The organism is Streptococcus minor DSM 17118 (assembly GCF_000377005.1).
GTDB lineage: Bacteria > Bacillota > Bacilli > Lactobacillales > Streptococcaceae > Streptococcus > Streptococcus minor.
In genome coordinates, this window is the sequence record NZ_AQYB01000027.1 from 1 (window position 1) to 20,472 (window position 20,472).

General features: G+C 40.4%; 14 protein-coding genes. 12 read left to right on the plus strand and 2 right to left on the minus strand.

Features of this window, described 5'->3' with window-relative positions; genetic code table 11:
- The 3 genes from F602_RS10280 to F602_RS10290 form a co-directional block, all read left to right on the plus strand.
- Positions 1-288 (plus strand): LPXTG cell wall anchor domain-containing protein (locus F602_RS10280; protein ID WP_040839673.1); only part of this gene is annotated, 288 nt, incomplete at its 5' end.
- A 243-nt stretch (positions 289-531) separates the two neighbouring features.
- Positions 532-2,787 (plus strand): SpaA isopeptide-forming pilin-related protein, encoded by a 2,256-nt coding sequence (locus F602_RS10285; protein ID WP_018166387.1) that lies wholly within the window; start codon positions 532-534, stop codon positions 2,785-2,787.
- 399 nt (positions 2,788-3,186) lie between these two features.
- Positions 3,187-5,787, plus strand: coding sequence for an Ig-like domain-containing protein (locus F602_RS10290; RefSeq protein ID WP_018166388.1), 2,601 nt, complete (start codon positions 3,187-3,189; stop codon positions 5,785-5,787).
- A gap of 101 nt (positions 5,788-5,888) precedes the next feature.
- Here the strand turns inward: F602_RS10290 and F602_RS0102520 are convergent, their stop codons facing one another.
- Positions 5,889-7,949, minus strand: coding sequence for a DUF2079 domain-containing protein (locus tag F602_RS0102520; protein ID WP_018166389.1), 2,061 nt, complete (start codon positions 7,947-7,949; stop codon positions 5,889-5,891).
- 460 nt (positions 7,950-8,409) lie between these two features.
- Here F602_RS0102520 and pgfS point away from each other — a divergent pair, with 460 nt between their 5' ends.
- From pgfS to F602_RS0102535, 3 genes are read left to right on the plus strand one after another with little or no spacing between them, the layout of a single operon-like run.
- Positions 8,410-9,369: a glycosyltransferase PgfS gene (pgfS, locus tag F602_RS0102525; RefSeq protein WP_018166390.1), complete on the plus strand. Its 960-nt coding sequence runs from the start codon at positions 8,410-8,412 to the stop codon at positions 9,367-9,369.
- Positions 9,369-12,332, plus strand: coding sequence for a glycosyltransferase PgfM1 (gene pgfM1, locus F602_RS10295; protein ID WP_156801838.1), 2,964 nt, complete (start codon positions 9,369-9,371; stop codon positions 12,330-12,332). The genes pgfS and pgfM1 overlap by 1 nt, the downstream gene beginning before the upstream one ends.
- 9 nt (positions 12,333-12,341) lie before the next feature.
- Positions 12,342-12,797, plus strand: a complete 456-nt coding sequence (locus F602_RS0102535) for a GtrA family protein (RefSeq protein ID WP_018166392.1) — start codon at positions 12,342-12,344, stop codon at positions 12,795-12,797.
- A 71-nt stretch (positions 12,798-12,868) separates the two neighbouring features.
- Here F602_RS0102535 and F602_RS0102540 read toward each other — a convergent pair whose 3' ends face one another.
- Positions 12,869-14,683 carry a collagen binding domain-containing protein gene (locus F602_RS0102540; RefSeq protein ID WP_026183276.1) on the minus strand — a complete coding sequence of 605 codons (1,815 nt, stop codon included), beginning with the start codon at positions 14,681-14,683 and terminating at the stop codon, positions 12,869-12,871.
- A gap of 310 nt (positions 14,684-14,993) precedes the next feature.
- Between F602_RS0102540 and F602_RS0102545 the strand changes: the two genes are divergently transcribed.
- The 6 genes from F602_RS0102545 (at position 14,994) to F602_RS10875 (ending at position 20,471) form a co-directional block, all read left to right on the plus strand.
- Positions 14,994-15,260: an IreB family regulatory phosphoprotein gene (locus F602_RS0102545; protein ID WP_018166393.1), complete on the plus strand. Its 267-nt coding sequence runs from the start codon at positions 14,994-14,996 to the stop codon at positions 15,258-15,260.
- Positions 15,260-15,679 carry a Holliday junction resolvase RuvX gene (ruvX, locus tag F602_RS0102550; protein WP_026183277.1) on the plus strand — a complete coding sequence of 140 codons (420 nt, stop codon included), beginning with the start codon at positions 15,260-15,262 and terminating at the stop codon, positions 15,677-15,679. The genes F602_RS0102545 and ruvX overlap by 1 nt, the downstream gene beginning before the upstream one ends.
- Positions 15,680-15,689: 10 nt before the next feature.
- On the plus strand, positions 15,690-16,007 hold the full coding sequence (locus F602_RS0102555; RefSeq protein WP_018166395.1) for a DUF1292 domain-containing protein: 318 nt from the start codon (positions 15,690-15,692) through the stop codon (positions 16,005-16,007).
- Between the two features lie 233 nt (positions 16,008-16,240).
- On the plus strand, positions 16,241-17,794 hold the full coding sequence (locus F602_RS0102565) for a hypothetical protein (protein WP_018166396.1): 1,554 nt from the start codon (positions 16,241-16,243) through the stop codon (positions 17,792-17,794).
- Positions 17,795-17,956: 162 nt separating this feature from the next.
- Positions 17,957-20,137 carry an anaerobic ribonucleoside-triphosphate reductase gene (gene nrdD / locus F602_RS0102570; RefSeq protein ID WP_018166397.1) on the plus strand — a complete coding sequence of 727 codons (2,181 nt, stop codon included), beginning with the start codon at positions 17,957-17,959 and terminating at the stop codon, positions 20,135-20,137.
- Between the two features lie 187 nt (positions 20,138-20,324).
- Positions 20,325-20,471: a hypothetical protein gene (locus F602_RS10875; RefSeq protein ID WP_018166398.1), complete on the plus strand. Its 147-nt coding sequence runs from the start codon at positions 20,325-20,327 to the stop codon at positions 20,469-20,471.
- The last annotated feature ends 1 nt before the right edge of the window (position 20,472 follow it).

Here is a 20,472-nt window from a genome sequence, read left to right on the forward strand (position 1 = left end):
GCAGCACCAACAACGACAGTAGCTACAACCACGACTGCAGAACTGACAACAACAGTAGCTACAACCACGACTGCAGAGCCAACCACAACTAGTACTAGCACAACTACTACGACCACAGTAGTGCCAGATGTCACTACTAGCCAAACACCTCCTCCAGTAGGTAAGAAAAGAAAACTCTTGCCAAAAACCGGTGAAGAGAGTGGTTTAACAGCTAGTCTGATTGGACTTGCTTTGATGGCAGTTGCAGGTGTAGCAGGTCTCTTGTACCGTAAGTCTAAAGAGGCTTAAGCAACATAGATGAAAGAGAGAGAAATATTTCTCTCTTTTTGGTTTGAAAAATCAAACAGTTTCATGAGATAAAAAGGTTGACAACCCCTTGTTTTAAAGGTATAATTTTTTCAGGGATTTTAACCCAAAATTATATAAAAGCCTTCTCAAGAGATAGATTGTTAGTATAGGATATATAAAACAAATAACATTAAAAATATTACCTATACAAAAAACTCTTAGTGGGACGAAAGGAAACCAATTATGAAAAATATCAAAAAGTGGCTAACAAGCTTTGTTATGACACTCTTGGTGCTTTTTGGTGCGACAGCTTTTGGACAGACGACAGAAGCTAAAGAATTGACCAATGTCCTCTCAGATATTATCATCTGGGATAATTCAAATGGCCGTGAAGCATCAAAGAAGGATGGAGCTTATGATTTGGTTATCGGGAATAACTATTCCTTTGATACCAAATTTGACTTATCTGCCTACAACAGCAATGTTGAAGATGGGGATTTTTTCACGTTCACAGTTCCAGCTCCCTTCACAGTAAAAAATGGTGCTAAAATCGAATTGAACGACCCTGAGACCAATGTTGCTATTGCTGATGCAGTCATTGCTTCCAATGGAGCTAGTCAGGGTGGAAAAGTGACCATTACCATGAAGAATCTGAAAGAATATCTAGCTAAGAAACAAGCGACAGAGGTTCTGAATGTAAAAGGTTCTTTCTTCACCGCCTTCTCAGCAGAGGCTGAGCAAGCTTTGACAACTAAGACCTTTACAAATATTAAAGATACCACTACTAAAGAAATTTCTTTCAAAGTTTCAAAACGTCAAGCAACAGACAATACTGAAGCGGTTGGTAAAGAAAACTTTGCCAAATATGCTGGAGTTATTAATAAGGTTAAATGGTCGTCAGATATTTTGGGTAAATCAGGCGATTACTGGCATAAATGGCGTATCCGTGCCAATGCTAGGGGTGAAAACTATTCTGTATTTGTTGTAAGAGATGCGATACTTGAAACTGGTGGACCAATGCAGTTTATCCCGGAAACCTTCGAGGTGACAGCAGGTGATGGTATCGACCAAGGTTGGCAACTCACCAACCCTGTTAAGTTGGTAGCTGGGAAAGACTATGAAGTCAGTTTTGATCCTGCCTACACAAAATTTGAGCTGAGCATTATCAATCCTGGTAATCGTCGCTTTATGATTGATTATGCTACTTCAGCACCAGCAGATGGCTCAACTGTAGGTAACACAGTTTCGATTTCAACTGACAAGGGTAAGTTGACAACCAACATCACTAGTCAAGTAACAGACCTGGAAGTCACTCGTTCGAGTCGTATCCAAGAAGGTGGTACTATCTCTATTGAGACTGGTAACCGTATCACAATCTACAAGACAGATGCAGAAACTGGCCAACGTCTAGGTGGCGCTGTCTTTACAGTCACTAAGCCAGATGGTAGTGTTATTACCTTGGATCCTACTGATGAGACTCATGGTCGGACTCAGTCACCAGTCTTTACAGAACAGGAGATAGCAGCAGGGAAATTTACCGTCAAAGAGGTTACTGCTCCCGCTGGTTATGTTTTAAATCAAACTCCTGTAGAAGTGACAGTGACTGCAAACGGTGCTATCCGAAATATTACCAATAGGAAAGCATCCACAGCTGTTCCATTGGCTGTAACGAAGACTTTGACAGGTCGCACCTTGAAGGCCGATGAGTTTGAGTTTGTCTTGACAGATAGCAAAACTGGAAAAGTTGTAGAACGTGTGACCAATTATAAAGATGGTCTTGTTGAGTTCGCCGACTTAACCTTTAATCAAGCAGGTCAATACGTTTATACCATTACTGAAACAAATGGTGGTCAAACGATTGATAATGTAACGTATGATGGAAAAACTATCACAGCGACCATCACTGTTACTGCTGACCCAGTGACAGGTGCGTTGAGCCATGACCTTGAATATTCTGTATTTCCTGCTTTTGAGAATGTTTATGCAGAGCCAACCACTACGACCACAACTACAACTACTACAACTACTACAACTACTACGACCACAACAACTACGACTAGTACAACTAGCACAACAGCAGAACCAAGTACTACTAGTGCGACAACAACGACAGCAGAGCCAACCACCACTAGTACGACTAGTACAACTGCGGAACCAAGCACAACAGTTGCAACTACAACGACTACAGAACCAACAACAGTTGCAACTACAACGACAGCAGAACCAACAACAGTTGCAACTACCACTACTGTAGAGCCAACTACAACCGTAGCTACCACAACAACAGCAGAACCAACTACAACTAGCACTACTACTACTACGACAACAGTAGTACCAGATGCTACTACTAGCCAAACTCCTCCTCCAGCAGGTAAGAAAAGAAAAATCTTGCCAAAAACTGGTGAAGAGAGTGGATTAACAGCTAGTCTGATTGGACTTGCTTTGATGGCAGTTGCAGGTGTAGCAAGTGTGTTGTACCGTAAATCGAAGAAAGCTTAATAACTCAATAGTTGATTCTTAATCAATGACAGAGGATTGATAAATAGCTAATCTTAGAGAGGATCAAATGAATCCTCTCTTTTTGTGTTTGGAATTTGAATAGAAAGGGATCAATCCTATCCCTTTACCAAATGCAGATGTAGTTCCTGATATATTTCAAACGGGAGTGTACCTCTCGTTTTTTTACCATAATACAAAGGATTAGAAGTAATTATTTTTTATGATTATAAAATGATATCACATTAAAAAATAAGCAAATGGAAGATTAATTTTTGTTTTCTAAGGCTAATAAAAAAATGCGTAATGCTTTGACAATTCAAACTTAATATATTATAATATCATCGGACAAATTATGGTAGTTGTTCGATAGGATTAATTGTAATGTAAAAAGGAGATAAGATGTTTAAAAAAGTTATACTAGGTAGTATAATCGTTCTTTTGGCAGCATTATCAAGTGTCTTGCTTGGGTATAACCCAGTATCTGCTGCTGAAAAGGGCAATGTCATTACTAGAATGTATATCACTGATAAAGATGGCAATGAATTGACGAAGGATATAGCCCAATGGCAACAGTTTCGTATCAATGCTGATTTTGACTTGACTGGTCAAGACATCCATGAAGGTGATACGACAACCGTTGTGTTGCCCGAGGAGATTCAGTTTTTTGGAGGAGTGACATTTGATATAGAAGATAGTCAGGCAAATCTGGTAGCCAAAGGTGCCCTTGTTCCAAATACCAAACCACAACAAATCCAAATTACCTATACTAGCTATCCTGAAACGCACTCTGGCACCAAAGGAAGTTTTTTCTTTTATGTACGTGTTGACCACCAAGTAGTAGAAGAAAAACGAGCAGTTCCAATTGATATCACTGTCTCAGGAAAGATTGTTCATGCTGGCAATGTTCAATTTGAGGGGCCTGCAAAGCCAACGAAAGTAGATATCGAAAAAGGTGGCTGGCAAGATAGCAAGGATTCTACGATTGGACACTTTGGTATTGCTCTGAATCGTTCTGGTAAAAATATGTCTGGTGTAAGAGTGGTAGATGTCCTCCGCAACCAAGATGTTCAGTACATTAAGGATTCGTTTGCTGTAACCAAAGGTAAATGGACTTTTACCAAGGGAGAGTGGTATCTTGCAGATAGTGTTGATATCACTGCCCTCTCACCAGTGACAATTACTGGGAATAGTTTCTCTATAGAGTTACCAGATATGACATCTGAAGAAGGAATTCAGATATATTATGATGTCAAATTGCCATATGCTCCAGTTGATGGAGAAGCTTTCGCAAATGATGCTACATTGACTGCAACGAATGGCATTAAAGAAAAGACTCAATCAGGTTATACCTTCCTTGCTGCTGGCGGTAAAGCTGAAGGCTATGTCTACTCCATTAAGATTAAGAAGGAGAATGAAGAAGGTCAAGCTCTAAAAGATGTTGTGTTTGATGTCATCCGCAACCGTACAGGAAAGTCCGTTGGTCAAATAACAACGGATGATCAAGGAGAGGGGTCACTAGGTAAACTTTTAAATGACACCTATACGTTGAAGGAAATTAAGGCTCCTGAAGGCTACGAAAAGGTAGCGGATATTACCATTAACCCAGCAGATTTTGACACTAATACCAAGAGTGTTTTGAAAACAATCATCAATAAGAAAAAGCCAGCTGAGACACAAGCCACGATTAAAGCTAAAAAAGTTTTGGAAAATGCAGATGTGTCACGTTATAAGTTTGAGTTTATCTTAAAGAATGAACAGCAAGAAGAGCTTGACAGGGTTAAAAATACAGCAACGGGGGAGGTTATCTTTAAACCGTTGACCTTCAAAGAAGAAGGAGTCTTCACCTATACGATTGAGGAAGTGAATACGGGTATTGAGGGGATGACCTATGCTAATCCGATTACCGTGACAATCAGAGTGACGAGAGATGCTGCAAAGAACGCATTAGTTGCAACTGTTGAAGGTGATGAAGACCAACGGATTTTCAGAAATATCTATACCCCAGCCAAGCCAGTTGAGGTTGTCATTGAGGGTAAAAAAGTTCTGGAAGGAAAAGTCCTTAAGGAAAACCAATACAGTTTTGAATTAGTGGATAATCAAGAAACTGTTCTTCAAACTGTTCAGAATGGAGCAGATGGAATCTTCCGCTTTGAGCCGATTATCTATACAGAAAAGGATGTTTTTAAAGAATATCACTATAAAGTGCGTGAGGTAAAAGGATCCGAGCCAGGTGTTCAATATTCTGAAGAAATCTATGATGTTAAAGTCGTTATTATCAAAGAAGACTTCAAAACATTGCTGGCTGTGGTAACGAAAGAAAAGGCCGGTCAATCAGCTGATATTGTTTTCACAAATAAATACACTCCTCCAACAACTACTACCACGACTACAACTACAACCACCACAACAACTACGACTAGTACAACTAGCACAACAGCAGAACCAAGCACTACTAGTACAACTAGTACAACTAGCACAACAGCAGAACCAAGCACTACTAGTACGACTAGCACGACTGCAGAACCAAGTACTACTAGTGCGACAACAACGACTACAGAGCCAACCACCACTAGTACGACTAGCACAACAGCAGAACCAAGTACAACTGTTTCAACTACCACGACTGTAGAGCCAACAACAACAGTAGCTACTACCACTACAGCAGAGCCGACAACAGTAGCCACTACCACGACTGTAGAGCCAACAACAACAGTAGTGACTACCACTACTGTAGAGCCAACAACAACTACAGCAGAGCCAAGCACAACTGTTTCAACTACTACGATAGCAGAACCAACTACAACTAGCACTACCACTACTATGACAACAGTAGCGCCAGATGCCACTACTAGCCAAACTCCTCCTCCAGCAGGTAAGAAAAGAAAAATCTTGCCAAAAACTGGTGAAGAGAGTGGATTAACAGCTAGTCTGATTGGGCTTGCTTTGATGGCAGTTGCAGGTGTAGCAAGTATCTTGTATCGTAAGTCTAAAGAGGCTTGATCAAAATAGTTAAAAAGATAGAATCTTTTGTAAGACTATAAAAAGAGCACCTTCCATATTTGGAGGGTGCTTATTTAGTTTAGTTTAGTAGTGGCAAGAGGTTAGGGTTTCTCTAAAATAAGAATCTGCTCCGTAGATTGGGCACCTTCCATATACCCTTTTTGTAGGTAGAGGGAGACTACTTGCTGTTCTTTGCTCTCACGATTTTCCATGATTATTCGTGGAACAACGATGATATCAATCTGGTCATCGTATTCTTGCTGATTGTGGTAGAAAACGTCATAGAGCTCTGGTACTGAACGCAGAGCAACCGTATAAGAATGAAAGGCTAGTACAGATTTGTCTCTTGGGATAGTTGATAAGGTGTAATGAATATCATCAAATTTCTTAGCATCACGGAAATAGCTGAGAGTATTGTGATGCCAACCATTGATATGGGCATAAAGAATATGAGCAGAAAAAATACTGGCAATTAGCACTAAGCTGGTAATTCGTTTGCTTGCCAAAAGTTGATTTCCTGATTGGTTAAATTGTTGCCAGAGAGCTTCAAGGGCCAAGATGGCTAAAAAGAAACTTAGGGTATTGCTACCATAGCTATACTGGAAGCCGAAATCAACTTGATAAATCCAATCCGAAAGTAAGTTGATAACGACGAGAGGGATAAGGAGCAGATAGTTGGCCCATTCCTTTTGCAAGATAGGGAGAAAGGCTTGGGTCAAAAAGAGGATGAGAATATATTTCAATTTGGCCTGACTAAAGAAGCTAGCAAAGGTATAGGTTGGATTGAGGAAGATATTTTCTAAAATCTTGCGTAACCCTTCTTGTCCGTCTAATAAGAAATTATCGAAACGACTGACCATGGCTCCTTCGCCGAATTGACTGAGAATGAAGAGACAGAGTCCGAAATAGATGATAGGGATTATTAGCTGTCCGAGAATGATTCTTATCCGAGATCCCTTAGTTTGCTCAAATCGCTTTTGCAGTAGGAAGTAAAGGCCAATACTGACGACATAGATAAAAGCATCTTCCTTGATCATGAGAGTTAAGAGGACTACTAAGAATAAGCGCCATTTCCAATGGGTGATATTGGCATAAATGAGCCAAAGTAACAAAGGAACAAGAAAACAGTTTTCATGCAAATGATAGGCGCCAGCCGTTGTTAAGGCGGGTGTGACCAAAAACCAGAAGAGAATTAGTGGTTTGGTGAAGGCTGGAAAATCCATCTTTTTCAGGATGAGATAAAGAGGAATGACTCCAGAAAAGACAACCAAAACTTGTAGAACTTCTAAGGTTTCTCCGTGGGGGAATAGGTAGTAGAAAGGGAGCAAGAGGTAGTAAATTGGAGAAATATGGACCCCGAAATGGGATAGGAACCTATCGCGCTCAAGGGTAGTCACCTGTGAAAAATCCCGTTTCATACTTTCAAACATCTGGGAGAAAATCCCGATGTCAAAAGTGGAAACGGACAAGGTGGTGACATTATAGGCGCTGACGATACAGAGATAGGCAACATAAATCAGACCTAAGAAACCGACTATAGCATATAACATTCGTGCACCTTTTTGTCTATCGAGAGCCTTGGTAAACACACTATTAGGTAGGTGAGAGACCAGAAGGTAGGTACAGATAGCATAGATGATGGACATGAGAATAATCCAGATGCGGTTTAGGTTCCAGTTGTTGTGGTCGATGACAAAACGTTTAAGGTCAATGGCTGCTGGGTGGTAAAGGAGATAGGCAACCTTTGGTAGTGTCAATAGCAAACCCAAGGGGAGTAATTGGCGGTACTTGTTTTTCTCCCAGGAGAGTTTGGCGTAGACAGCAAACCCAAGGAGAAAAAAGCCAATGTTAATCAATAGGGATGGGCTTTTGATGATAACTAAAAAAAGGTAGATTGTTATGAGTGCTACAAAAGTTGATTGAGGTTGATATTGTTTATAGCGTAGGTTTAGTATGTGACTACAAACAGCCATAAGCAACACAAAAGCCAGCCCAAAAAGAAAAGGGATAGTCGCTTTTAAGTCTATAAAAATAGTTTCGACGGGAAGAGTCAATAGGCTGATGATAGCATAGACTAGAAAACCATTGATAAGATGTAGAAATCCCAAATCCTTGCTAGGAATCATAAAGGGGATTTTAAGCGATGGTAGGCGACTGAACATAGTTTATCCTCAAATAGTAATAGTGGAGAGTGTGCAAGAAACAAGGCACACTTCATTTTAGTATATCGCCTGTTCTTTCTTCTGTCAATAGATGCTCTCTGGTGCAAGCCATGCACGTAAAACATTCAACCATCCATGTGACTACCTCTAGGGTTACTCATTTACAGCTATTTTTCTGCTTTAGTTACTATTCAAATTTCTAGAAAAAAGGCACTGAAATATGGTAAAATAGGGATAGAGCATTGCAACGCCACTGAATTGTGATATAATAAACATGCTGTTGCGAAGTTTATTTCCCCAGAGGATTCAGAGAAAAATAAGGCTCACACTGTTTAAAAAGAATTCTCTTTGAAATGGGATTGATGGAAGAAATTAAATAAGAGAGAATGGAGATTCTCTCTTTTTTACAGGAAATGACTGAAAAAGTTCTTTTTATTTAAAAAGATTACGAGGAAATAGGATGAAACTATCATTATTGATTACTTTCTACAATGAAGAAAAGGTGATTAAGAAGACTCATGAAGCTATGTCGGACCAGCTCCAGAGTATGCTGGGAAAGGAATTGGATGACTATGAGTTGCTCTACATCGATGATGGCTCTAAAGATCGTACCTTTGAGATTATGGAGGAATTAGCCCAGACCGATGAGCGGATTCGCTATATTAGTCTCAGCCGAAATTTTGGTCGAGAAGGTGGGATTTTGGCTGGCTTCAAGTATGCGACAGGTGATGCGGTCATGGTGATGGATGGGGATTTACAGCATCCACCTTACTTGATTCCACAATTTGTTGCTGCCTATAAGGAAGGGTATGATATTGTCAGTGGACAGCGTGATCGAGAGGGTGAGTCTAAGTTATCTAGTTTTTTTGCACGACTTTTCTATGATGTATCCAATCATTCCATGGATGTTAAGTTAACAGATGGTAAGTCAGAACTACGCCTTTTAAGTAAAAGAGCTGTAGGGACCTTTCTAGCGCTTCCAGAGTATAATCGCTTCAACAAAGGACTGTACGAATGGATTGGTTTTAAGGAGAAGGTCATTCTGTACAAAAACCAGGTCCGTGAGGCCGGAAAGAGTAAATTTGGCTTTAAGAAGTCACTCAACTATGCTATTCAAGGGATTATTTCCTTTAATGACAAGCCTTTGCGACTATGTATTCAGTTTGGTTTTTTCAGTTTGGGACTAGCACTTATTTATCTATTCTTTGAATTTTACCAATACGTTGCCAATACTGGTCATACGGTCAGTGGCTACTTTACTACCATTGCAGCAGTGATTCTCTTTAGTGGGGTGCAACTGATTTCTATTGGTATTTTAGGGGAATATATTGGGAAAATCTACTACGAAGTTAAGCGCCGTCCGCATTTTATTGTCGGAGAGACCAATATAGAAAAAGCTGAGAAAGATAGGGTTGGATAATGATAAAACAAATAAATGAAGGGTTTTCTTTTCTGAATAAAAAACTGGAACCTGCTAACAATTGGATTAGGAAGCATCAAAAGCTGTGTGTTTATATGGCTAGTGCTTTAGTGCCTATGCTCATTATGTTGGTGGTTTGGGCCAAGATGGAGATGTATCCTTTTGGAAGCAAAAGTTTGATGGCGGTAGATTTTAGTCATCAATACATCAGCTTTTATGGTTTTTTAAAAAATGCAGTTTTGACAGGTGATTGGACAGCTTTTTCATACTCCTTTACCAAATCCTTGGGTGGAGAAATGATTGGGATTTTATCCTATTATTTGATGAGTCCTTTTAATATCATCTATATCCTTTTGCCGTTGAAGTATTTCCCTCTGGGAGTCTTCTTGACTATTTGGTTACGTTATGGCGTCATTGGCTGGAGTTTTGCTTATCTCTTGGTTAAGCGCTATAGGGGCTTAGAAAAGAATGCTTGGATGGTTCCGATTTTCTCAACAGCTTATACACTGTCAGGAATGCTTGTTTCTTACCAGATGAATACTATCTTTTATGATGTGATGTTCATGCTACCGTTGCTCATTGTGGCCTTGGAAGAACTCTTAGATGGAAGCAAGCCTTATAAGTACATGTTCTTACTGGCTGCGACAATGTTTATGCAGTTTTACTTAGGTTATATGGTCTGCATTTTCATTGCCCTCTATGCTTGCTACTATACAGCACCGAACTTGGCTATTGAAGGTAATTGGAAAGCGAAAATCAATAACTACTTACAACCGCTAGTGCGAGTTCTGTGTTTCTCTATTTTAGGGATTGGGCTAGCAGCAGTTCTTCTCTACCCTGTTGTCATCAACCTCATGCAAAGTAAGGGTCAAGTTGGAGGTGGTATGGCCTTTGTTTGGGCCCTTCAAATCAATCCTCTGGATATCCTCTCCAAGTTGATGATTGGTGGCTTTGATACCACCTCTGGTTGGTCAGCTGGACCTAACTTACCAAACATTTATGTTGGTGCTCTGGGTCTGCTTGGCTTTATCTTTTATTTCATTTTTGCTCGAGCTCACCGTTACCAAAAAATAGGGGCAGTCATTGTCACTCTTGTCTTTTTCATTTCCTTTGTCCACGAATTTACTAGTAAAATTTGGCACATGGGTCAGAATCCAGCCGGTTTCTTTTACCGGTTTTCATGGATTTTATCCTTCTTCATGGTTCTTTTGGCCTATCAAGCTTACAAGCAAGGTCCCAAGTTGACTTGGAAGGGAGTTATCATCGGTTTGCTTCCGATTGCGCTAACCGGTTATTATGTGGCAACACATGATTATACCTATATTGCTAAAAAGCAATCTGAGACTGTGATGACTTACCTAAAAGCCAATGGTAATACTATTTACCTCCTCTTATCTTTGGTTTCTATTGCCATTCTCTACTATATCTGGAAAAAATGGCAACAAAAAAATAAGGAGAAGATCATTGCGTCACTAGTCCTTTTGAGTGCGTTGGTAGGGGGAATATTCCTTTTAAAAACAGGCTATCTACTGACACAGGTTTCCTTGACGATGATGAGTTGGATTGTGGTCCTTCTTGTTTTTGCCTTCCAACCGAAGAAAGTAGCTTGGTCTCTCTTGGCTATCATGACCGTTTTGGAACTCGGCTACAATGCTTACCTGTCACAAGTAACTCTTGGTTATGCAGATGCTTACAAGTTTAGTGATGCAACAGTTTCTGTTAAGCGGGTGGTAGATACTGTCAAAGAACACAATCAAGCTGGATTCTATCGTATCGGAAGCTCTTTTGCTTATTCGCGCACCTCTCCAACTCTTCTTAACTTCCCTGGGCTCAGTACCTTTAGTTCTAGCTTGGAGAGGACCACAATGGATCACTTCGCCTACATGGGAGATTATGGGATTAATGCTTCTACTCAGTATGCCAATGGGACTTTGTTGACAGATGCTCTTTATGGCGTTCGTTACTATATGGATTATAAGGAGCAAGATCCTGCTGAAATTGAACAGCATCCTGAGAGACAGTACTTTGGTCGCTTGACAACACGTAAAGATATTCAGGAGACCTTCACTAAAAAGGTTTATGAAGACAGTCGTTACTTGGTATATGAAAATCCAGATGCCTTTTCTGTAGCCTTTGGTACAGGGGTTCTGCTCCAAAATATTACTTTTGGACAGAATAATCCTGTTTCCAATCAAAACCTCATCTTGAATACGATGATGGGAGAGCAGGAAAATGTTGTTCAGTATTTCCAAGCCTATAGTTTCACAGACATTCAAACCGAGAATATGCAAGAAATGACCAATGCTGTGGGTGAGACGGTCTATAAAGTGAAGAATTCAGATCAGCCAGGCATTATTCGCTATAAGGTCATACCTAAGAGTAGCTATACCTATTATTTCCTTACTCCAAATAATTTAAAAGAGCACCGCGATAAGGTATCTATCCTACTCAATGGTCAATGGTTGCCACATGGAGTTGTCTTTGCTCAAAAGCAACTTTGGCAACTGACTTCCAACGCTGAGGGTCAGGAAGTGACACTGGAATTTCGTTTTACCACTGACCAGGAAATCAATATGAGCGATGCCGGTTTCATTCGTGCAGATAATGATGCAATTAAACGAGTCCTAGCTGCTCGTAAGGAACAAAGTATGACAGTTACCCAGTGGACCAATACAAAGGTTGCTGGAACAGTCAATATTACAGATGATAGTAGTGTGATGATGACCAGTATCCCTTATAGTCCAGGTTGGACAGTTACAGTGGATGGGAAAGAAGTAGCCACTAAGAGAGCATGGGATACCTTCCTTTCCTTCCCCATCACACCAGGTAAGCATAAGATTGTTATGACATATGTCCCAAGTGGCTTGTTGGCAGGTGGTTTTTTCAGTTTGATCTCCTTGGTGGGTATCCTTAGTATGCTTCGATATGACCGAAAAGTTGAAGCCAAGAAAGACCTTTTTTAGGAGGAAGAAATGAAAAATATACGCTCTTTCCTAGTAACATTTCTCAAATCAGAAGTTTTTAAGTATCTGTTTTTTGGTGTATTAACAACCATAGTCTCTATCGTCACTCGAGATGTGTTGTTTATTCTGACAAGGCATGTTACCTTTGCTGTTCTGGTGTCAAATGTTACGGCTGTCATCTTTGCTTTCTTTACCAATGATCGCTTTGTGTTTGTCCAAGAAAGAAAAGGATGGTTCATCCGTTTTGTCAAATTTTTTATAGCCCGCCTATCAACTCTTGTGCTAGACTTAGCTTTGGCCTATTTGTTGGTCGAAAAGTTTCCACAAATCATTGGACAGTTTGTCAATAACGATGTGATTTGGGTCAATCGTATTGAAACAATTTTAGCCCAAGTGTTGATTATGGTGACAAATTATGTGATTAGCAAATGGTTGGTTTTCAAAGATCGCAAGATTCAGGATTAAAAAATAATAATGTAAAAAAATGAGTTAGAAAGAATTCTTTCTAACTCATTTTTTCGTTATATCAGAAACACCTAAGCTTTTTTTGATTTACGGTAAAGGATTCCTGCCAGAGCAGCTACGAATAGGAGTGCAAATCCGATAAGGGTTGCTGTAAGAGAACTCTCTTCACCAGTTTTAGGTAAGATTTTTCCTTTTTTACCTGATGGTGGAGGTGTAGTGCTTGATGTACCTGGATCTACTGTGGTTGTAGTAGTAGTTTTCGGTTCAGTAGTTGTAGTAGTTGCTACTGTCGTTGCCGGCTCAGCAGTTGTAGTAGTTACTGCTGTCGTTGTCGGCTCAGCAGTTGTAGTAGTTGCTGCTGTCGTTGTTGGCTCAGCAGTTGTAGTAGTTGCTACTGTCGTTGTTGGCTCAGCAGTTGTAGTAGTTGCTACTGTCGTTGTCGGTGCAACAGTAGTCGTAGTGGTTGTAGTTGTGGTTGTAGTAGTTGTTGGTGCTGTATAAGTGTTTTTGAAAGTTGTATTTGCTGGTGCACCAACTTGAGCTAGATATTGGAAGTTTTCATATGTGACATTGACTTTGTAGTTGAGCGCAACTGAAGAGTAAGTCATATGAGGATCTGTGCCAACTTTTTCGCGGACAACATAGGAGCGAAGGCCTGCTTGGGTATAGGTGATTGGCGAGAATTTGATACTACCATCCGCCTTATTCTTCACGGTTTCAATCAAAGTTTCGGTTCCATCGATAGCAACTTCATAGAGTTCAAATTCAAATTGCTCTGCTTCTAATGTTTTTCCTTCAAGGACTTTTTTAGCTACGATTTCAGCTGAAGTTTCTTTGCTACCCCAAGAGAGTGCCCACGATGAAAAGTCATACTTCACAGTTGCTTCGCGAGTGCGAAGAGGGAAATTTGAACCTTCAAATCCGATAGTGTTGCTAACAGTACCTGTTACACTCGATACATCTGTAATTAGGGTACGGTACTGGATGAAGAAGGTAGGTGAGTATTCTACACCGTTTGGGGCATTGTAGACGTTGTTATAATGTCCAGGGGTTCCGTAAGAAAATTCCCAAGAATTCCCATTAACAGTAATTTTGGAGCTATAATTGTCGATGACGGCAGCTTTACGGGCCTCCTCTTCTGTCTTATAGCCACCTTCCTTATAGGCTAATCGTACTAGGCGAATTTTGCCATCAAGAGCCTGTCCATCACCAAGGGTATCGGAAATCTTGATATTGCGGATGATATCTTGTGAACCGTTGATAATGACAATCCAATTAATAGTGGTTGGGTCGTTAGCATCAAGATAGCCATATTTAAAAGTATAACCATCTATTTGTCCGTCTCCCACCCCTTCAAATGTGTAGTTTGTCAACGGAATCCCTTCGAAGCTACCAGTTGTGATTTCGGTTGGCTGTTTATGTTGGAGAACAGAACGGCTAGCGATTACCTTGGCACCTACTGTTCCACCTTTTGTATTTGGATTAGCAGCAAAATAGGTCTCACCTGAATCATTGAATGACAAAATGATTTTTCCTGACGCAGCATCTAGTGTGTAGGTTCCTACAGGGATACCATTGACGGATAGCTGCAACCCAGCAAGAGTTGTTGGAAAGGCAAGAGTATCTGGGAGTGTTAAGGTGATTGTATCGCCGCTACGAATCGGCGTGTTATCTGCAACAGCCCAAGTGAACGATAAATCCATATTTTCGCCTGGAGCGACAGTACCGTTTGTTGTCAAAGATGCCGCAGTAATCGAATAAGGAATTTCAGCAGCCGCTGCTTTCTGAGAGCTTAGAGCACCAGTCAGAGCGCTAAAAATAAGTGCTAGAACTGCCAATACTGAAAAAAAGCTACTGGACCATTCTATTGTAGATAGTTTTTTCATATCATTCTCCTATTGAAAGTGTAAAATATATCTTTAGTATAACAAAAAAAGCATGGAAAGACAAAGTAGTGGAGCTTGAGACAGTCCTATTTTTGTAAAAAAAGAAAAAGGTTCTTTTTTCTATTTTAAAGCATTGGATTGAAAGGTAACTTACTTTTGTTGACTTTACAGCAAAACATCAGCTCAGGGAGTAAAAGAATGTGATCTATTTTCGTTGAAACAGAAAAGAGAAGAAAAGGTCCTACTCATTGATACTCAAAGCTTTTTGTGATATAATAGTACGAATAAGAAATAGAAGGAAGGTGTAAGTATGGGATTCACAGAAGAAACGGTTCGTTTTCGTCTAGACGATACCAACAAGCAAGAAATTAACAAAACATTGACCAATGTTTATCGCTCCTTAGATGAGAAAGGCTACAATCCAATCAACCAGATAGTGGGCTATGTACTGAGCGGTGATCCTGCTTATATTCCTCGCTACAATGATGCCCGTAATCAGATTCGTAAATACGAACGAGACGAAATTGTAGAAGAGTTAGTACGTTTTTACTTGAAAGAAAATGGGATTAAGCTCTGATGAGAATTATGGGATTGGATGTTGGCTCAAAGACTGTCGGTGTAGCTATTTCGGACCCACTTGGCTTTACTGCACAAGGTTTGGAAATTATTCCTATTGATGAGGCTAAGGAAGAATATGGTTTTGAGCGCCTCAAGCAACTGGTAGCTGAATATAAGGTGGACCGTTTTGTTGTCGGTTTACCTAAAAATATGAACAATACCAGTGGTCCGCGTGTAGAAGCTAGTCAGGCCTACGGTCAACAATTAGTTGAACTCTTTGGTTTGCCTGTGGATTATCAAGATGAACGTCTGACCACAGTAGCAGCCGAGCGGATGTTGATTGAGCAAGCGGATATTAGCCGTGGCAAACGCAAAAAAGTGATTGACAAATTAGCAGCTCAGCTAATTTTACAAAATTATTTAGATAGAACATTTTAAGGAGAAATAGATGACACATAACCACGATCACGATCACAATCATGATGACCGCGAATTTATTACCTTGGTCGATGACCAAGGTACAGAAACCTTGTTTGAAATACTGTTGACGATTGATGGTCAGGAAGAATTTGGCAAAAACTATGTTCTCTTGATTCCTGCTGGTGCAGAAGAAGATGAGAATGGCGAAGTGGAAATTCAAGCCTATTCATATACGGAGAATGAAAACGGAACCGAAGGAGACCTTCAACCTATCCCAGAAGATGCCACTGCTGAATGGGACATGATTGAAGAAGTTTTCAATAGTTTTATGGAAGAGACAGAATAAAAGACTGTCAGGGAGCTGTTTAGCTTCCTTTTTTTTGGTGCCTGAAAATGTCTTTTACGAATAAATAAGTATGACAGAAAAAGAGCAGCAATTTATAACAGATTATCTGAAACAAAAATGGCATTCCTTTCGCCAATTAGAAAAATATGCCCAAATCCTAGCTAAAAAAAATTGCAAATGACAGATAGGTGACTTTTTGATATAATGGATAGGATTAAATCAAGGAGTCGTATATGACAGAAATAGAAGAATGGAACGATGGTTCTGAGCAGTATTCTCGAAGAAACCGTAGAAGTGGGAAACGGCGCCATCATAGTCCTAAAACAAGTCAACTAAATGAAGAATTTAGAGAAAATCTCCCTTCCGTTCGTATTTTGCCAGCCCTGTTATGGAGTACCTTACTTAGCTTACTTAGTGTCGCCAATCCCTTCTTTACAGGATTGGCTGACAACCTGCAAAGTCAAAATATCTATGCAGGTTTTGCTATGGCTGTTGGGCAAAGTCCCTATGGAGACTTTTTTGGGACTAGCGGAGTTTTGTACTATTTATTATCCTTTGTTAGTAGACTTTTGCAGACGACTATTGGTTTGGCAATTTTCCAGTTTATTGCTCTATTTATTGCTGGGATTTATTTCCATAAAATGATGGCTTATTTCAGCAAAAGTCGTGAGACTGCTGATCAGTTGACGGTCTGGCTTTACCTTTTTGTATTGGCGGCAGGATTTGGGGGCGTGTACGCGAGTATTTTTGCTCTTCCCTTCCTCATGACGAGCATCTGGTTTTTAGTACGCTATTTTGAAAATGGTGTCCGCGATGAGATGTTTATCCTCTATGGGATTGACGCAGCCCTAGTTTTCATGATTTATCCAAAGAGTATTCTCTTGTGGGTAGTCGCTACTCTAGTGCTTTTGGTTTTCAATGGCCAGCGCGGACACTTCGCAAGAGGGATTTACCAGTCCCTAGCTACTTTGTTTGGTTTTCTTCTCATCATCTACTCTGTTGGTTACTATGCCTTTGTAGAGCAAATTTTAGGTGCCGCTATTCGGCAAACCTTCGTTTACAATATCGGTCTTGATTTTACAGGTGATCAGATTTTGTGGACTGTAGCAATCCTTGGTGGTGCGTTACTAGTATCTGGATTTTTGAAAAACTTTTTCCTGACCCTGCTTTCCTTTAAAAATCAGCAACATATCTATATCAAAACGACTCTTGTTTTAGCCTTCCTAGCGGAGTTGGTTTTTATCATTGGCAATCCAAACTTTGATGTGAGCCAACTGATTATCTTGTTGCCTTATGGATTTGCCATGGCTGTTATGCCTCTTAAACAGGAAAAACAAGAGAGCGAAGAGGAGCCTTTGGTTTCGGCTAATTTTGATTACCTCAAGTCTAGTTTCTTCCTGCCTCTTCTTATTTGTCTCTTTATTCCCTTGCGTCCTGTTATGACTTATGTACTGGAGGGTAATCTTCATCAGGAGCGAGTCGAGATTGCTCGCTATATTCAGGAACACTCGGAAGGGGATGCTAAGGTTTATGCTTGGGATAGTAGTGCTCAAATTTATTTGCGTAGTCAGCGCCTTTCATCAGGGAGCATCCTAACGGCTGAACCCTATCTGAATACGCAGGAGAATCAAGCTCAGATTACCTACGACTTAAATAAAAACGAGGCCCAGTTTATTGTGGTCAATCGGAAAATCCCTCTTTTAGATGGAGTCAAAAATAATTTAGATAGAAGCTACGAAGTGCTTGATGTAGGCACTTCGGACTTGCTCCTTTACCAGAAAAAGTAAATGAAAATGATTGTGTAAGCAATCATTTTTGTTTGTTTTTTATCACTATATATTGTGTTTTTTAGATAAATTTTTAATTATTGCATACAACATATTGATTTTTATTTCACAAAGTGATACACTATATTGTAATCATAGAAAACAGACAATGGAGGGTGTGATATGGGAGTCAGAGTGGAAATGATTGTGTTAAAGAGGGATGGCCGTGCGGTCTCCTTTGATCATGAGAAGATTTCCTCTGCCCTACATCGGGCCAATCAGGAACTTCCTCTTGATAAAAAAGTGTCAGAAACTAGCTTGAATCAGGTTATGAAGATGATTTTGGCTGAAATTGAGCGTCGATTTCAAAAAGACATTCAAATTTATGAAATCCAAAATATTGTAGAGCAGCAACTTTTGCAGTCTCATCAATATGATTTGGCAGAACAATATATTCAGTACCGTACTCAGCGTGATTTTCAGCGTCATCAGGCGACGGACATCAATAGAGAAATCCATAAACTCTTATCCAAAGATCGCGCAGTTGTGAATGAGAACGCTAATAAGGACAGTGAGGTCTTTAATACCCAGCGTGATCTAACAGCGGGGATTGTTGGGAAGTCGATTGGTTTGAAACTCTTGCCTCCTCATGTGGCCAATGCACATCAAAAAGGTGAGATTCATTACCATGATTTGGATTATAGTCCGTATACACCGATGACCAACTGCTGTTTGATTGATTTCAAGGGTATGTTGGCAAATGGTTTTAAGATTGGCAATGCAGATGTGGAGAGTCCAAAATCTATACAGACTGCGACGGCTCAAATTTCACAGATTATTGCTAATGTAGCGTCTAGCCAATACGGTGGGTGCTCAGCAGACCGTATTGATGAAGTTTTGGCACCATATGCTAAGCTCAACTATGATAAGCATATCAAGGATGCCCAGGAATGGGTGACAGAGGGTAAGAGAGAAGAGTATGCTGTTACCAAGACGAAAAAGGATATCTATGATGCCATGCAGTCTTTGGAGTATGAAATCAATACCCTCTTCACCTCTAACGGACAAACCCCCTTTACTTCCCTTGGTTTTGGTTTAGGGACCGGCTTTTTTGAGCGGGAAATTCAGAAGGCTATCCTCAATATTCGGATCAAGGGTTTGGGAAAAGAAGGTCGTACAGCTATCTTCCCCAAATTGATTTTCACTCTCAAGCGCGGAGTCAACCTTGAACCTGGATTGCCCAACTATGATATCAAACAGTTGGCTCTGGAATGTGCAACCAAGCGGATGTACCCAGATATCCTATCGTATGATAAAATTGTGGAATTGACTGGCTCGTTCAAAGTACCGATGGGATGTCGTTCTTTCTTGCAGGGTTGGAAAGATGAGGATGGCCAGGAAGTCAACTCTGGTCGTATGAACCTCGGCGTTGTGACTGTCAACTTGCCACGGATTGCACTGGAAGCTGCTGGAGATAAGGAAAAATTTTGGCATCTCTTTTATGAGCGAATGGGCATTGCTAAGGATGCCTTAGTCTATCGGGTGAATCGCGTCAAGGAGGCGACACCAGCCAATGCTCCAATCCTTTATCAGTATGGAGCTTTTGGAAAACGCCTGCCAAAGAATGGTCATGTGGATGAGCTTTTCCGCCATCGTCGTGCTACTATCTCGCTGGGCTATATCGGTCTGTATGAGGTCGCAACGACTTTCTATGGTGGAGATTGGGAAAGCAATCCGGAAGCCAAGGCATTTACTCTCGATATCATTAAAAAGATGAAGGGGCTTTGTGCAGACTGGTCTGATGAGTATGATTATCACTTTTCAGTTTACTCCACTCCGTCTGAGAGTTTGACGGATCGCTTCTGTCGCCTAGATACGGAGAAATTTGGTATTGTAAAGGATATCACGGACAAGGAATACTACACCAATTCTTTCCACTATGATGTTCGTAAGAATCCAACACCATTTGATAAATTGGATTTTGAAAAAGACTATCCAGCCGCAGGGGCTTCAGGTGGTTTCATTCACTACTGTGAGTACCCTGTTCTCCAACAAAATCCTAAGGCATTGGAAGCTGTTTGGGACTATGCTTATGATCGGGTTGGTTATCTCGGAACCAATACACCAATTGATAAGTGCTATCAGTGTGATTTCGAAGGTGATTTTGAACCAACCGAGCGGGGCTTTAAGTGTCCAAACTGTGGCAATACAGATCCCAAAACAGTGGATGTGGTCAAGCGGACCTGTGGATACCTAGGGAATCCTCAAGCTCGTCCGATGGTTAATGGTCGTCATAAGGAGATTTCGGCTCGTGTCAAACATATGAACGGTTCGACCATTCAATATCCTGGGAAAGAAAGCTAGGACATTGGTCTGTATCGTGATACAATAGGGAGGCTCAGTATCAACTGAGCTTTTCTAAACGATATAAGGAAAGGAAATGAGGGAAATTTGAACGTGGGAAGAAGGTCTGTAATGTAGAACCTTTGCCTCTGAAATTACTATTTCAGGCAACTTTTTAAACAGCAGTTGCTTTCTGTTCAACCTCAGTATGATGATTATGGGAAAATATCAATTAGATTATAAAGGGATGCAACAAGTAGAGCGATTCCATGAAAAGCATTCGACAGTAAAATCAGATAAAAAGGCGCGTGTCCAAGCCTTACTAAAACAGGCTAAGAGAAAAACCGGAAAATAGA

Excerpts from the sequence above, each read along its gene's own strand:
- F602_RS10285 (WP_018166387.1), top strand. The coding sequence starts at position 532 with ATGAAAAATATCAAAAAGTGGCTAACAAGCTTTGTTATGACACTCTTG.
- F602_RS10290 (WP_018166388.1), top strand. The coding sequence starts at position 3,187 with ATGTTTAAAAAAGTTATACTAGGTAGTATAATCGTTCTTTTGGCAGCA.
- F602_RS0102520 (WP_018166389.1), bottom strand. The coding sequence starts at position 7,949 with ATGTTCAGTCGCCTACCATCGCTTAAAATCCCCTTTATGATTCCTAGC.
- pgfS (WP_018166390.1), top strand. The coding sequence starts at position 8,410 with ATGAAACTATCATTATTGATTACTTTCTACAATGAAGAAAAGGTGATT.
- pgfM1 (WP_156801838.1), top strand. The coding sequence starts at position 9,369 with ATGATAAAACAAATAAATGAAGGGTTTTCTTTTCTGAATAAAAAACTG.
- F602_RS0102535 (WP_018166392.1), top strand. The coding sequence starts at position 12,342 with ATGAAAAATATACGCTCTTTCCTAGTAACATTTCTCAAATCAGAAGTT.
- F602_RS0102540 (WP_026183276.1), bottom strand. The coding sequence starts at position 14,683 with ATGAAAAAACTATCTACAATAGAATGGTCCAGTAGCTTTTTTTCAGTA.
- F602_RS0102545 (WP_018166393.1), top strand. The coding sequence starts at position 14,994 with ATGGGATTCACAGAAGAAACGGTTCGTTTTCGTCTAGACGATACCAAC.
- ruvX (WP_026183277.1), top strand. The coding sequence starts at position 15,260 with ATGAGAATTATGGGATTGGATGTTGGCTCAAAGACTGTCGGTGTAGCT.
- F602_RS0102555 (WP_018166395.1), top strand. The coding sequence starts at position 15,690 with ATGACACATAACCACGATCACGATCACAATCATGATGACCGCGAATTT.
- F602_RS0102565 (WP_018166396.1), top strand. The coding sequence starts at position 16,241 with ATGACAGAAATAGAAGAATGGAACGATGGTTCTGAGCAGTATTCTCGA.
- nrdD (WP_018166397.1), top strand. The coding sequence starts at position 17,957 with ATGGGAGTCAGAGTGGAAATGATTGTGTTAAAGAGGGATGGCCGTGCG.
- F602_RS10875 (WP_018166398.1), top strand. The coding sequence starts at position 20,325 with ATGATGATTATGGGAAAATATCAATTAGATTATAAAGGGATGCAACAA.